At 55.1% G+C, this 14,230-nt stretch carries 12 protein-coding genes; 9 read left to right on the top strand and 3 right to left on the bottom strand.

The genetic code is table 11. The features are described from left to right. The first annotated feature begins 203 nt into the window (after positions 1-203). Together uvrB and LG297_RS16680 are read left to right on the top strand one after the other, a co-directional pair. Entirely contained in the window at positions 204-2,339 is a 2,136-nt protein-coding gene (gene uvrB / locus LG297_RS16685) for an excinuclease ABC subunit UvrB (protein WP_404426961.1), read from the top strand. A 144-nt stretch (positions 2,340-2,483) separates the two neighbouring features. Further along, complete coding sequence (locus LG297_RS16680) at positions 2,484-3,248, top strand: substrate-binding periplasmic protein (RefSeq protein WP_404422227.1); 765 nt, start codon at positions 2,484-2,486, stop codon at positions 3,246-3,248. A gap of 27 nt (positions 3,249-3,275) precedes the next feature. On the opposite strand, the gene msrP is transcribed toward LG297_RS16680, so the two are convergent. After that, positions 3,276-4,244, bottom strand: a complete 969-nt coding sequence (msrP, locus tag LG297_RS16675; protein ID WP_404422225.1) for a protein-methionine-sulfoxide reductase catalytic subunit MsrP — start codon at positions 4,242-4,244, stop codon at positions 3,276-3,278. A gap of 250 nt (positions 4,245-4,494) precedes the next feature. Here msrP and LG297_RS16670 point away from each other — a divergent pair, with 250 nt between their 5' ends. The 7 genes from LG297_RS16670 to LG297_RS16640 all read left to right on the top strand — a co-directional run bounded on the left by LG297_RS16670 (position 4,495) and on the right by LG297_RS16640 (position 11,427). Beyond that, positions 4,495-5,388 carry a LysR family transcriptional regulator gene (locus tag LG297_RS16670; RefSeq protein ID WP_404422223.1) on the top strand — a complete coding sequence of 298 codons (894 nt, stop codon included), beginning with the start codon at positions 4,495-4,497 and terminating at the stop codon, positions 5,386-5,388. A gap of 89 nt (positions 5,389-5,477) precedes the next feature. Then, the gene (locus LG297_RS16665) at positions 5,478-6,329 is read left to right on the top strand and encodes a putative hydro-lyase (protein WP_404422221.1); all 852 of its coding nucleotides are present in this window, start codon (positions 5,478-5,480) and stop codon (positions 6,327-6,329) included. Between the two features lie 39 nt (positions 6,330-6,368). After that, positions 6,369-7,421, top strand: a complete 1,053-nt coding sequence (locus LG297_RS16660; RefSeq protein ID WP_404422219.1) for a TRAP transporter substrate-binding protein — start codon at positions 6,369-6,371, stop codon at positions 7,419-7,421. A 30-nt stretch (positions 7,422-7,451) separates the two neighbouring features. Then, a complete protein-coding gene (locus LG297_RS16655) occupies positions 7,452-8,000 on the top strand; it encodes a TRAP transporter small permease subunit (RefSeq protein WP_114109680.1) in 549 nt (182 codons plus the stop codon). After that, positions 7,997-9,277: a TRAP transporter large permease gene (locus tag LG297_RS16650; RefSeq protein WP_404422217.1), complete on the top strand. Its 1,281-nt coding sequence runs from the start codon at positions 7,997-7,999 to the stop codon at positions 9,275-9,277. Before LG297_RS16655 ends, LG297_RS16650 begins: the two co-directional genes overlap by 4 nt. A 133-nt stretch (positions 9,278-9,410) precedes the next feature. Further along, positions 9,411-10,094: a DUF2848 domain-containing protein gene (locus LG297_RS16645; protein WP_404422215.1), complete on the top strand. Its 684-nt coding sequence runs from the start codon at positions 9,411-9,413 to the stop codon at positions 10,092-10,094. A 52-nt stretch (positions 10,095-10,146) separates the two neighbouring features. Continuing rightward, on the top strand, positions 10,147-11,427 hold the full coding sequence (locus LG297_RS16640) for an amidase (RefSeq protein WP_404422213.1): 1,281 nt from the start codon (positions 10,147-10,149) through the stop codon (positions 11,425-11,427). A gap of 75 nt (positions 11,428-11,502) precedes the next feature. On the opposite strand, the gene LG297_RS16635 is transcribed toward LG297_RS16640, so the two are convergent. Both LG297_RS16635 and LG297_RS16630 read right to left on the bottom strand, forming a co-directional pair. Then, the gene (locus tag LG297_RS16635) at positions 11,503-11,973 is read right to left on the bottom strand and encodes a Dps family protein (RefSeq protein WP_065701687.1); all 471 of its coding nucleotides are present in this window, start codon (positions 11,971-11,973) and stop codon (positions 11,503-11,505) included. A 122-nt stretch (positions 11,974-12,095) separates the two neighbouring features. Beyond that, positions 12,096-14,183, bottom strand: a complete 2,088-nt coding sequence (locus LG297_RS16630; RefSeq protein ID WP_404422211.1) for an elongation factor G — start codon at positions 14,181-14,183, stop codon at positions 12,096-12,098. Between the last annotated feature and the right edge of the window lie 47 nt (positions 14,184-14,230).

Genomic DNA, 14,230 nt, shown 5'->3' with positions numbered 1-14,230 from the left:
GGATGAAAACGGCCCGTCTTGGCATCCGATCCGAAAGTCATGACGTTTTAACGCGATAGTTTGATGCCTGTTCCGGCGGTTTTTGTCCTGACGTCTGCTGACAACTACTGACAGCAGTTGTCAGGGCCGGGGGTTGCGATGTTGCCGCGCTGGCCTATAACTATGGTCATGTCGAAAAAGGAATCAGTCCGATGAATGCGCCGATGTATGGCCTGCCGGAATTCTTACTGAAACGTCGCCCGCCGGTTGCGGGATCGCGCGAATTCAAACTGGTGACCGATTACGAGCCCGCAGGCGATCAGCCAAAGGCAATTGCCGAGCTGATGGACGGGATCAATAACAAAGAACGCGATCAGGTTCTGTTGGGTGTTACCGGGTCGGGCAAGACCTTTACGATGGCCAACATCATCGCAAAGACGCAGCGACCTGCCCTTGTTCTGGCACCGAACAAAACGCTGGCGGCGCAGCTTTATTCCGAAATGAAGGCGTTTTTCCCGGAAAACGCGGTCGAGTATTTCGTATCCTATTACGACTATTACCAGCCAGAAGCCTATATCCCGCGCTCGGACACCTATATCGAAAAAGACAGTTCGATTAACGAACAGATTGACCGGATGCGCCATGCGGCAACGCGCGCGATTCTGGAGCGCAATGACTGTATCATCGTGGCGTCTGTTTCCTGCATTTACGGTATCGGTGCGGTTGAAACCTATCTTGAAATGACCCAGCGGATTGCGGTTGGCGATGAGGTTGATCGCAACCTGATCATGAAGCGGCTGGTCGAGTTGCAATATACCCGCAATGATGCCGCATTTTCGCGCGGAACATTCCGGGTGCGTGGGGATGTTCTGGAAATCTTTCCGGCTCACGCCGAGGACCGTGCGTGGCGTGTTTCCATGTTTGGCGACGAGGTCGAGGAACTGGCGGAGTTTGATCCGCTGACCGGGCACAAATTTGCGACCATGGACTCGGTCACCGTGTATGCCAATTCGCACCACGTAACCCCGCGTCCGACATTGGTGCAGGCGATGGCTGGCATCAAACAGGAACTGAAAGACCGGTTGGCGCAATTCCAGCAGGAAGGCAAGCTTCTGGCGGCCGAGCGGATCGAGCAGCGTACGATGTTCGATCTGGAAATGATGGAAACGGTGGGCCACTGCAAGGGGATTGAAAACTATTCCCGTTGGCTTTCGGGGCGCAATCCGGGCGAGCCGCCGCCGACATTGTTTGAATATCTGCCGGAAAACGCGTTGCTGTTTGTCGATGAAAGTCACGTTGCCGTGCCGCAGATCGGCGGCATGTTCAGAGGCGACTATAATCGCAAATTCACCTTGGCGGAACATGGCTTCCGCCTGCCGAGTTGCGTGGACAACCGTCCGCTTAAATTCGAGGAATGGGAAGCCATGCGTCCCCAAAGCGTGTTTGTGTCAGCAACGCCGGGCAATTGGGAAATGGAACGCACGGGCGGAGTGTTCACCGAGCAGGTCATTCGCCCGACCGGCCTGATTGATCCGGTTTGCATCATTCGTCCGGTGGAAACACAGGTCGATGATCTGCTGGCTGAGGCAAAGGAATGTGCGGCCAAGGGGCAGCGTGTTCTGGTCACGACGCTGACCAAACGCATGGCCGAGGATCTGACAGAATATCTGCATGAGCATGGGGTGCGGGTCCGTTACCTGCATTCGGATATCGACACGCTGGAACGGATCGAGATCATTCGCGATCTGCGGCTTGGTGTGTTTGACGTTCTGGTCGGCATCAACCTTTTGCGCGAAGGTCTCGATATTCCGGAATGTGCACTTGTTGCCATTCTGGATGCGGATAAGGAAGGCTTTCTTCGGTCGAAAACATCGCTGGTGCAGACCATCGGGCGTGCGGCGCGTAACATTGATGGCCGGGTTTTGCTGTATGCCGACAAGATGACCGACAGTCTGGAATATGCGATTGGCGAAACCAACCGCCGTCGCGAAAAGCAGATTGCCTATAACGAAGCCAACGGCATTACACCGGAATCGGTACGCAGCAAAATCCGCGACGTTCTGGAAAGCGTTGCCGAGCATGATTACGTCACGGTCGATACCGGCGTTTCGGGCGATGTCCTGATCGGGCACAATCTGCGTGCGCATATCGAAGACCTTGAAAAACGTATGCGTGAAGCCGCCGGGAACCTTGAGTTCGAGGAAGCCGCCCGTCTGCGTGACGAGATCAAGCGCCTTGAAGATCAGGAACTTGGCCTTGCCGATGCCGGGCCGATGGCGCGCAGCATCGGAACCGTCGGGCCGGGGTCAAAATCGGCCAACAAGTCGAAATACAAAGGGCGTCGGCGCAGTGGCCCTTGAGACCTGTTCGTCTGGATAGTTGTATGACATTTCAGTGTAATCATATAAATCGGACTTCCTTGAACAGCCTTGAATTTGCGGATTAAGGAAGGCAGCCTTTCGTTGAAATCAATCAACTAGCCGGTTTGCCGGACGGAGACGTTTTTGACGGGCTTTGCGCGCCGCCTGATTGGATTGTGTACCCTGATTGTCTTGTGCGGGGGCGGGAAGGGTGTGCTTGCCGGGGAGCTGGTGGTTGCAATCAATGATGCGCCGCCTTACCGGATTGTTGCCGAGGCAGGGCAGGAGCCGGAATTTTCCGGCATATATGTCGAGGTTTTGAAAGAAGCAGCATCACGTGCCGGGCATACTTTGCGGTTTGATGTGGTTCCGTTCCGTCGGGCACTTTATCTGATGGACGAAGGCGGGGCGGATATCATGCTGGGACCCAACCGTTCACCAGAGAGGGAGAAATTCATGTATTTCTTCGATGCCGCACTGCCCGACGAGCCAAAAGCGATTTATCAACCGGCATTAGCCCCCGATATCAGGCAGGTTGAAGAACTGGCTGGCCTGCATGTTGGTGTGCTTCGCGGAGCGTCATACATTGATGCATTGCCGTCGGAAGACAGCATCAAATGGATGGAAGCCGCCGATTATACCACACTGTTTCGCATGCTTGATCAAGGGCGCATCGATGCGGTCATTGTGCCGGAATTGCTGGCGGCGGATTTACTGAGCAACAAGAAACTGGCTGTGCGCAAGGCAAGTCTGGTGTTGGAAGGCGAGCCCTCATTCATAGGGCTGTCGCGTAAATCGCCGCTCTTTCTTGGTCAAAAATATCGCGGTCTTGAGGAAGAGCTGATCAAGATGCGCGAAGACGGTACGTTCGATGACATTTATCGCCGCTACGCCGGATCGGGGTCATGAGGACACCGATCCGGTGATGTTTGGCCGTTACATGAACAGTTTTTCGCCTTCCATGTCCTTGTAAAGGTCGGCGACATATTCCTCGTAGCCGTTGTAAAGCTGTGTCGGGACTTCTTCGCCGGTGGTCAGCAGTCGTTCCTGTGCCTGGCTCCATCGGGGGTGGGGAACTTTGGGATTCACATTCGCCCAGAAGCCGTATTCAGTATCCGCAAGCTGTTCCCAATAGCTGACTGGTCGCTTGTCGGTAAAGGTGAAGCGGACAATCGATTTGATGTTCTTGAAGCCGTATTTCCATGGTGTGATCAGGCGCAATGGCGCACCGTTCTGCTTGGGCATCGGTTCGCCGTAGATGCCGGTTCCGATCATCGCAAGTTCGTTGGTGGCCTCGCTGATCGTCAGGCCCTCGATATAGGGCCACGGATACCAGAACTGCCGCAAGCCGGGCATGGCGTCTTTCTGGCTGGCGGTTTCCATTTCGATGTATTTGGCTCCCGATAGCGGCTTGGCATAATCGACAAGCGACTTCATCGGGAAACCGGTCCAGGGTACGGTCATCGCCCATGCCTCGACACAGCGGAAACGATAGACGCGCTCTTCTAGCGGCATCTTGCGCACCAGATCGTCAAAATCGATCTCAATCGGCTTTTCAACCATGCCGTCAATCTTGACGGTCCATGGACGAATTTTCATGGCCTGTGCGGCTTCGGATATGAATTTGTGCGATCCGAATTCATAGAAGTTGTTATAGGTCAGCGCCTTGGATTTATCGGTAATGGCGCGATCAACAACATAGGCCGGATTGCGCATCGCCGGGTAAAGATCGGCGGTGGGATCGGCAGCTTGCGCCAATGCACGACCGATGGGCAGGCTGGCTGCCGCCGCGCCGATTGATCCTGCGGCAATGCCTTTCAGAAACTGGCGACGATTTTTGTAAACGGATTCCGGGGTTACATCGCGTTCGGCGATTTCCCAACCCTTTTTGCGGCGTATCAGCATCTAACCCTCCAATCTGGCATATTCCCAATGTCTAAGGAAAAGGTGCTTCGGGCAAGTAACGCCTCGGTGAGGGGGCGGTGAAGGTAGAAATGCGTCCGAAACGGTCATTGGTGCGCTTTGTTCTGCATACGATAATAAAATCGCAATGGATTGATCGTGCCAGATGATCGGTTGCAGGGTATTGTGATCTTAAATCACACGATCCGACTGACAGGATCGAAGATGCAGTTGCTATCCAGGGAACGAAAACGTGTTTGAATTCAAAGATATCGAGATTTTGCAGGATATCGTCAAGGCAGGAGGGTTTCGCGCGGCTGCCCAGAAATATGATCTGTCCCAGTCAGCCATTTCATCGCGGGTTTCCGCACTGGAAAAAAAGCTGGGCATGATGCTGTTTGACCGGTCCAACCGGCAGGTGAGGTTGACGGCGGCAGGTCTTCGGTTTCTTGAAGAAGCGCAACGTTTATCGCGCGCACGGGATCGCATCTGGCAAGAATTGACCCATCCGGGCGAACTGAGCGGGACGGTTCGTATCGGTGTGGCGGAAACCATCGTTCATACGATCCTGACCGACATGCTGAACAAGCTCAAAGACGATTATCCGAAAGTCCGTTTCGAACTGTCGGTTGATACATCCGGCCAATTGGCAATGACCATGGCCGACGATGCGCTTGACGTTGCGATCATGTTGCGGGAATCGGTGCCGCAGGGCGCGGTTGCTGCGGCCCTTAAGCCGGTTCAACTGGGCTGGTATTGCACCGGATCGATGGAATTGCCCGATCATCCGATGTCGCTGGCGGAGCTTGCCGAGCATGCGATTGTCACCTTTCCGAAGGGAACCCCGCCATTTCGCGAGGTCGAAAGCATCTTTTCCGCGCCCGATATCTCACCGCCTGCGTTACATGGATCGGCGTCACTTTCGACCGTAAAACACCTTGTCGGCGGAGGTTTCGGGATTGGTGTTCTGCCATCCCTGATGGTCACAAATTCCGTTTGGGATGAACATATTAAGGCGATCCCGGTACAGGATGAAGCCCGACTGACCGACCTTCATTTCGTGATCAGTTATTACCCGGAACGTAACCGTGAAATAGGCGAGGCAGTGATCGAGGCGGCCAGACTGTTCGATCAAACTGATCGTTAAAATAGATCATAAATTGTTAAAAATGATTTCTTGACAAGATCGGTCGAGTTTCTCAAGCTTATCGCGAGGCTTAGAACAGGACCGAATAAATGAACGCGACAAAAAGCGCATCTTGTTCCCCGACGACCGTTTCGGAATCTGCATCGACGATATCGCCGCTGGCTTTGCGCCACGCAATCCGTTCCGGAAAACATCGGGGCACTACGACCGGCTATGCATCCGGATATCTGCAGGGTAATCTTGCGATCCTGCCGGCAAGTCACGCCGACGAGTTTCTTAAATTTTGTGCCAAAAACCCGAAATCATGCCCGTTGATCGGCATGTCCGAGCCGGGTTCGCCGTATATTCCGGAACTTGGAACCGATCTTGACATTCGTACCGATCTGCCGGGCTATCGCGTGTTTCGCGGGACGACCGATTTTGAAAGTGTTTCCGATCTGACCGCGGTCTGGCGTGATGATCTGGTGACCTTTGTTCTGGGCTGCTCATTTTCGTTCGAGGCCGCGATTACACGCAGTGGCGTTTCCCTGCGTCATATGGACGCCAACCGGAACGTTCCGATGTATGTGACCAATATCGCCACCACCCCGGCCGGGCGTTTCCATGGCCCACTGGTGGTTTCGATGCGGTCCTTCAAACCATCCGATGCCATTCGTGCCATTCTGTATTCTGATCGTTATCGTCTGGCGCATGGTGCGCCAGTTCATATTGGCGATCCGGCGGCGATTGGCATTTCCGATCTCATGAAGCCGGACTTCGGCGACGAACCAGTCGTGAACGAGGGGGACATTCCGGTTTTCTGGGCCTGTGGCGTTACGCCGCAAATGGCGATCCGCAATGTTTTGCCGGACCTTGCCATCACGCATGAACCCGGTCTGATGCTGGTGACGGACGTCCTGGCAGAAGCCGCAGAATTTTCACTACAGACAAAAACCGCCTGAAATCACAAACAAAACCCAGCTATCAGAGAGGACCATCTCATGAAAAAGACAGTATCATCGTTACTTGCCGTTTCGGCCCTTGGTGCGGGCATGATGGCAACCCCTGCCTTTGCCGAAGACCTTTCGGTTGTCGGCAGCTGGAGCAACCTGCCGCTGAACAAGCAGTTTGAAACCCCGTTCTGGACCGAAGAACTGCCCGCCGCATCAAACGGTGAGATCAATGTCCAGATGACCACCCATGATCAGATGGGGATTGGCGGCGGCGATGTATTTCGCATTCTGAATGACGGCGTGTTCGATGTCGGCATGACGGTTGGCGATTACGCAGTTGGCGATGCCCCGGAACTTGAAGGCCTTGACGTGCCGCTGGTTGCCAATACCGCCGAAGAAGCAAAGGCAATGGTTGAGGCCGCCCGCCCGATGGTCGAGGATATCTTCAAGGATCGTTTCAACGCCAGGGTTCTGGCCGTTGCGCCCTATCCGCCGCAGGTGGTTTTCTGCAAGGGGGATGTGACGTCGCTTGAAGACCTGAAAGGCAAAAAAGTTCGTGGTTCGGGCCGTATGACCACCAAGTTCCTTGAGGCACTGGGTGCCAACGGCGTCAATGTTGCATTTTCCGAAGTGCCGGGTGCGCTTGAACGTGGTGTGATCGACTGTGCCGTTACCGGTGCCGGTTCGGGATACAGTGCTGGCTGGTGGGAAGTTTCGGATCATCTTTTGAACATTCCGCTTGGTGGCTGGGATCCGGTTGTAACCGCGATGAATTTCGATAAATGGAACAGCCTGTCGCCGGAAATGCAGAAACTGATCACCGATGAAGTCAATTCCAAGTTCGAGGCCCCGGCATGGGCCGCCGCCGCAGGTGCACTGGAAAGCGATATCGCGTGTCTTACGGGTAACGGAACCTGCCCGGCGGGTGATCCGGCCAGCATGACCCTGGTTGAGGCATCCGATGCCGATATTGCCAAGGCCAAGGAAATCCTCACAAGTGTCGTTTTGCCGGAATGGGCAGAGCGCGCCGGTGCGGACTGGGTGAAACGCTGGAACGAGACGGTTGGCAAAACTGTCGGTGTTAGCGTCCCTCTGAGCTAAGCAGAAAACCAGCCGGAGGAGGCCGCAACCGTGACTACCTCATTGATTGCGGCCATCCGCCGCATTAACCGCATGATCGCGCTGCTTGTCGGGCTTGTTCTGACAGGCTGTGTGATCCTGATCATCGCAGATATTCTTTTGCGCGAAGTCGGCATCTCCTTTGGGGGTGCGGATGAAATATCGGGATATGTGATGGCCGGTGTTGCCAGTTGGGGCATGTCCTATGCCCTGACGGAACTGGCCCATGTCCGTATCGACCTTATCCGCCTGCGCCTGCGCCAGCGTGGCAAGGCGATGCTTGATCTTCTTGCGATCATTGCCCTCGCCGGAACATCGATTGTTATCGCCGTTCAAAGCTGGCCGGTTTTGCAAAAGACGATTGAACGCGGATCCCGCGCCAATACCCCGCTTGAAACACCGTTATGGATACCGCAATCGATCTGGTTATCGGGCTGGATATGGTTTGCCGTGTGCTCAAGTGTTCTGGTGATCCTGACATTGTCGCTTCTGGTCAAACGTAACCTTGAGCAGGCCGATGCGCTTGTTGGTGCCCGCTCCGAACTGGAGCTGGAAGCATGATCTTTACCATTACCGCATCGCTTCTGGGGCTTTTGGCCCTGTCCATTCCGGTCGGGATTGTTTTGTTCCTTCTGGGGTTCGGGGTTGATCAACTGTTTTCACCATTCCCGCTTTTGCGCGGGCTTGGTCAGGTGGTCTGGTCATCGTCGAATTCGTCAACCCTGATCGCCATTCCGTTCTTTGTGCTGCTAGGTGAAATTCTGGTGCGTGGTGGGATTGCCGAACGCACTTATGAAGCCCTTGATAAATGGTTTTCGTGGCTTCCGGGCGGATTGATCCACGCCAATATCGGTACGGCGACAATGTTTTCGGCAACGTCGGGGTCATCGGTGGCAACGGCGGCGACGGTGGCAACCGTTGCCATGCCGCAGGCCGAAAAGCTTGGTTATGATCCGAAACTGTTTTCAGGTGCGATTGCCGCGGGCGGGACGCTTGGCATTATGATCCCGCCATCGATCAACCTGATCGTCTATGGCTTCCTGACCGAAACATCGATCCCGCGCCTTTTCCTTGCGGGGTTGATCCCGGGACTTGTGATGGCGGCGGCCTTCATGATGGTCACGGCGATCCTGTGCAAGATCAAGCCGACCCTTGGTGGCACAAGCCGTTCGTTCACCTGGTCGGAGCGCATCGGAAGTTTGCAGCATCTTTTGCCGATCTTGGTTCTGTTCCTTGTGGTGATCGGGTCGATTTATGCCGGTTGGGCAACGCCGACGGAATCGGCGGCTGTCGGTGTTGCTATTGCGATGCTGATTGCGGCTTTCAATCGCGGTGTTTCGCGCGAAATGATGGAACGATGCCTGTATGGCACGGTTCGGATCACCGCGATGATCATGCTGGTGATTATCGGGGCTTATTTCCTGAACTTCACCCTCACAGCGGCAGGCATGGGGCGCGAGCTCAAGGACCTTCTGACCGGTTTGAACCTGTCGCCGATGGGGACTTTGATGGTCGTGATCCTGCTATACATCGTGCTTGGTTTCTTCATTGAAACCCTGTCGCTGATGGTGGCGACCATTCCGATCATTGTGCCGATCATGACTGGCATGGGCTTCGATAAAGTATGGTTTGGCATTCTTTTGATTGTCCTGATCGAGATGGCTCTGATCACACCGCCAGTCGGACTTAATCTTTACGTCGTGCAGGGCGCACGCAAATCGGGCCGATTGTCCGAAGTGATGCTGGGTGCCGTTCCGTTCGTTCTGGTGATGCTTGCCATGATCGCCCTGCTTGTCGCGGTGCCGTCCGTCGCCCTGTTCCTGCCCGATATTCTTTGACCTGGCGGGGATAAACACGCGCGATAATGCCGCAACGTCTTGATCGTTTGTGCCTTCGGGGTGGACCGGGAAACCGGTCCGCAACCGTCCGATGCGCGCAAAATTCGTAAAAATCAGAATTGGGATTACGCAAATGCAGATGAATTTTAACCTTGATGGCGATGCCATCAGCTTTGAAATCGGCCATTGCACGGTTGCCGGATGGACCGGCCGCGATGCCAAGGCGATCCAGCATCATATTGATGAGCTGGCCGCTATCGGGGTCAAACCGCCCTCGACCGTGCCGCTTTATTACCGTACGTCGTTTGGTATGCTGACCCAGGCACCGCTGATCGAGGTGGTTGGCAAAGGCACATCGGGCGAGGTCGAGCCCCTGGTGATTGCGAAGGATGGTGTTTTGTATCTTGGGCTGGCATCGGATCATACCGACCGCGAACTTGAAGCCCATTCGGTTGCCCTGTCAAAACAGATTTGCGCCAAGCCGGTCGCCAACACGATCTGGAAATTTGACGATGTTGCCAATCATCTGGAACAGATCGAGCTGAAATCCTGGATACGTGAGGGCGACAGTGATGAATGGGTTCCCTATCAGGAAGGCACGATTGCATCGATCCGCCCGCTTTCCGATCTGATCAAAGGCTCGGGACTGATGGCATCGGGTGTCAATGGCAAGGCGGCGGTGATGCTGTGTGGTACTTTTGGTGCGAAGGGCGGGGTGCGTCCGGCACGTTCGTTTAAAATGGCGATGCATGAACCGGTGCGGGGGCTGAGCATTACACACAGCTATGACATTGTTGAACTGCCTGAAATCGCCTAGGCTCGGTTTCGGAAAACTTCCAGAAAAATCAGAACGTAACGGAGGCAGCCCGATGGGCGCGATCATCGACAAGGCAAAGGCCGCAATCGACAGGGTCGATCAACTGGGTGATTTGGCAGCGAGGATTTTCACCGAGTTCGACCGTGACCGCATTTTGCGTGATGCCGCGGCGGCCGAAGAACGCGTGGCGCAATCGGCAACAGACTTGCAGTTGGCCGGTATGCTGGTTTCGGTAAAGGACCTTTACGACGAGGCCGGTGTTACCACCACGGCAGCATCAAAATTGTTGCAGGGTCGCCCGGCGGCATCGCGGGATTGCGAAATCGTTGCGCGTATCAAGGCTGCCGGTGCCGTGCCGTTTGGTCGCACCGCGCTTAGCGAATTTGCCTATTCCGGTGTCGGGCTTAACCCGCATTACGGAACGCCGGGCAATGTGTTTGACCCTGAAGGCATTCCGGGCGGCTCGACATCGGGCGGTGCTTTGACGGTTGCACTTGGTCTGGCCGATATCGCACTTGGCACCGATACTGGCGGTTCGGTTCGCATTCCATCGGCGATTAACGGGCTTTATGGCTATAAGCCCAGCCGTTTGTGGATGTCGGGCGAAGGCATTCATCCGTTGGCCAAAAGCTTTGACACGGCAGGTCCGCTTGCCGGTGATTTGCAAACCGCCATAACCGCGTTTGAGATCATGTCGGGTAAAACCGTTCCCGCTCAGGATGGCAAACCCGCCCCGATCAAAATCGGTGTGCCGGCCCATGCCTTTGTGAATGATCTGGATGACCGGGTGCGGGCGGATTTTAATGCTGTCTGCAAAAAGCTGCGTGATGCCGGACATCAGTTGATCGAGATTGATCTGGGATTTTTGGCCGAAAATGCCGTGATCAACAAAATTCTTGTCGCGGCCGAGGCGCACAAAATCTATTCGCGGGATTTCAAGGCGCTTGAAACTTGTGGCGATCCTCGTGTTTTGAACCGGATGCGTTTCGCCGATACGCTAGGTGCGGCAGACCTGATTGATGCCTATGCCAAACGGACCGACGTGATTGCGATGTTCAGTTCGGCCATGGCGGATGTCGATGTGATGATTTCACCAACATTGCCGATGATGGCCCCCAAGATCGCCGAAGTCGAAGCCGACTTTGATCGTTTGAATGGAATGATGTTGCGCAACACATCCTATCTGAACCTGTCGGATGCCTGCGCCATTTCAATCCCGGTTCCGGCTGGTGATGGTGTGGCACCGGGGGCGTTGATGATTGCGGCACCGCACGGGCATGATTTTGCGGTTCTGCATGCGGCGCGCCGGATTGATCCGTTACTGCGCGGATAGATCGGTTTGACTGAACCGGAAACAGGAAAGGCCCGGAAATCGATCCGGGCCTTTTGCTGTCATGAGGGGGGCGGCTTAGCTTTCAAGCAGGGACCGCAACATCCAGGCGGTTTTTTCATGGACCTGAATACGTGCGGTAAGCAGGTCTGCGGTGGCGTCATCGTCTGACGAGTCGCAGATCGGATAAAGCGAACGCGCGGTCTTGATCACGGTTTCATGGCCTTCGACCAATTGCGCGATCATGTCCTTGGCGGCAGGAACGCCAGTTTCTTCGGGGATCGACGAAAGTTTCGAATATGCCGAAAAGCTGCCCGGTGCAAAGGCACCCAGCGAACGAATACGTTCGGCAAGTTCATCAATTGCCATGGCCAGTTCGGTATATTGTTCTTCGAACATGGTGTGCAGTGTCTGGAACATCGGGCCGGTCACGTTCCAGTGGAAGTTATGGGTTTTAAGATATAGTGCATAAGAATCTGCCAGAACGCGGCCCAGGCCGTCGGCGATTGCAGTGCGGTTGGTTTCGTTAATTCCGATGTCAATCTGCATGTTTTCACTCCTGTCAAAGGGGCTCATGCCCGAATGTTTGCTCTTTATCTTAAAAAGAGTATCGACCATTGGAAAACTTTACGCCAATCAATAGTTTAATGATTAGCGATAGATCAATTCTATTACTTTTTATGTGGTTTTTGTCGGGCGCTGACGATCATGTCGGCCTGCTTTCCTGCAATTTCCTGCATGTGCGAGAAACTTCGCGTGAAAAAGCCCGTCCCCTGCGTCAGTGATCGCAATTCCATCACCATATCGCCGGTTTCGGATGCCGGCATCTGCACGTCGATCTCGTCCCATCCCTGCCAGTCATCCTTGGCGCTAAAACCAAGGATTTGTCCGCGCCGGGTGCTGACCAGTCGCTGGGCTTTGGATGTGAATTCCGACGGGATCGAAATCGCGTATCGTTCGATCGGCTCCAGCAGAACGGGTTGTCCTTCCTTAAGCGCATCGGCGATAGCGATGCGGCCTGCCATCTGAAATGCCTGATCGGAACTGTCTACCGCGTGATAGGACCCGTCCACCAGTTCGACCGCAATATCGACAACCGGAAAACCGAGCGGCCCGGAACGCATGGCATCGCGGACTCCCTTTTCGACTGCGGGGATATATTGCCGGGGAATGGCACCGCCAACGATCCGTTCATTGAACGAGAAGCCCTCGCCGCGCCCACGGGGTTTCAGTTCGATCAGGACATCGCCAAACTGCCCGTGTCCGCCGGTCTGCTTTTTATAGCGTCCCCGCGCCTGTGCCGGCTTGCGCACGGTTTCCTGATAGGCGGTTTCAACCGGTCTGGTTTCGATTTCAAGGTGATAGCGGCTGCGAAGCTGGGCCAAAGCGACCTGAAGGTGGATATCACCATGACCCCGTAAAACAAGTTGGCCGGTATCGTCGCTGTGAATAAACGACAGCGACCGGTCCTGTTCGCACAGATGGCGCAATGCTTCGGTCAGTTTGACGTCATCGCCGGGCTTGGTGACTTCCAACCCGGTTTCATAAAGCGGGGGCAGGGGATCGGGCCAAAGATTGTCCCTTTCACCGTCGGTGATGCAGAGCGAACCGGTGCGCAGATGATCAATGCGCGGCAGGCCGATGATGCTGCCAAATGTACCGATATCGAGCTTTTCGTGCTTGTCGCCAAAGACCTGACACATGCCCGCAATCTTGTCGCGGCCCAGTGTGTCGCCATTCTTTAGCTGTCCCGAAAGCACGCGCCCATAACAAAACCGCCCCGCATGGGGCAGATGAACAGTCTTGAAAATCTGGACGGCGGCAATGTTGCCTTCCGGTTCAATGCCCAGACGGTGGGCGCAGACATCGGCATTCGGGGCCTCATGACGCAATGCCTTCAGCAGGCGAATGATCCCGTGATCATGCTCGGCAGATCCGAAAAACACCGGGACAATCAAATCCTTGGCCAGATCACGTTCAAGATTGTCATAGATGGTTTCTGTTGCCGGTGTCTGATCTTCGAGGATCTGTTCAAGCAGGCTATCGTCAAAGTCGGCCAAGGCTTCGAGTAATCCTTCGCGAACCTCGGTTTCGCGATCCTTGGCATTGGCGGGCAGTGTGATCAGTTTCGACGGTTGCCCTTCGAGATATTGATAGGCTTTTTCGGAAACGACATCGACAAAGCCGGTTATTGTGTCATCGACCCCCTTGGCGTCGCGGATCGGAATTTCGCGCAGGACAAGCGGACGTTCGGAAATGGATTGCAGGGCATCCAGACTGTCACGCAGGCGAACGCCACCGTGTTCCGTCTTGTTGATGAAAATCAGGTGGGGGATGCGATTGCGATCAAGAAATTTCAGGATGGGGGCTGCGATCATGGCGCGTGTCGGATCGGGTTCGACCACAACGATTGCAACATCGCATATCATTGCGGCTTCGCGGGCATCCTGCGCAAAATCGACCGAGCCGGGGCAATCGATGAAGTGCCATTCCTCGTCAAGATAACGGGTTTGGGCAACCGTCATTTCGATGCTCATTTGACGTTCTCGGGCTTCGGGGGACGCGTCGCCCACTGTCGTGCCATCGCGTACCGAACCCTTGCGATGAACGCGGCCAGTCGCGGTTAGCAGACTTTCAAACAGGCTGGTCTTGCCGCTGGAATAGGGGCCGATTAACGCGGCGCATCGTGGGACGTGCCGGGAGCCTGTGGGGGAATTTGCGGGGTCTGCTTTGTCTTTTGTGTCTTTGGACGGGGGCATGGACATCTCCTTGACGCATCATGGGACGCATGGGACCGATCTGCGCA

The organism is Thalassospira australica, assembly GCF_044790785.1.
GTDB classification, from domain to species: Bacteria; Pseudomonadota; Alphaproteobacteria; order Rhodospirillales; family Thalassospiraceae; genus Thalassospira; species Thalassospira australica_A.
This window is presented reverse-complemented; position numbering and strand designations above follow the sequence as displayed.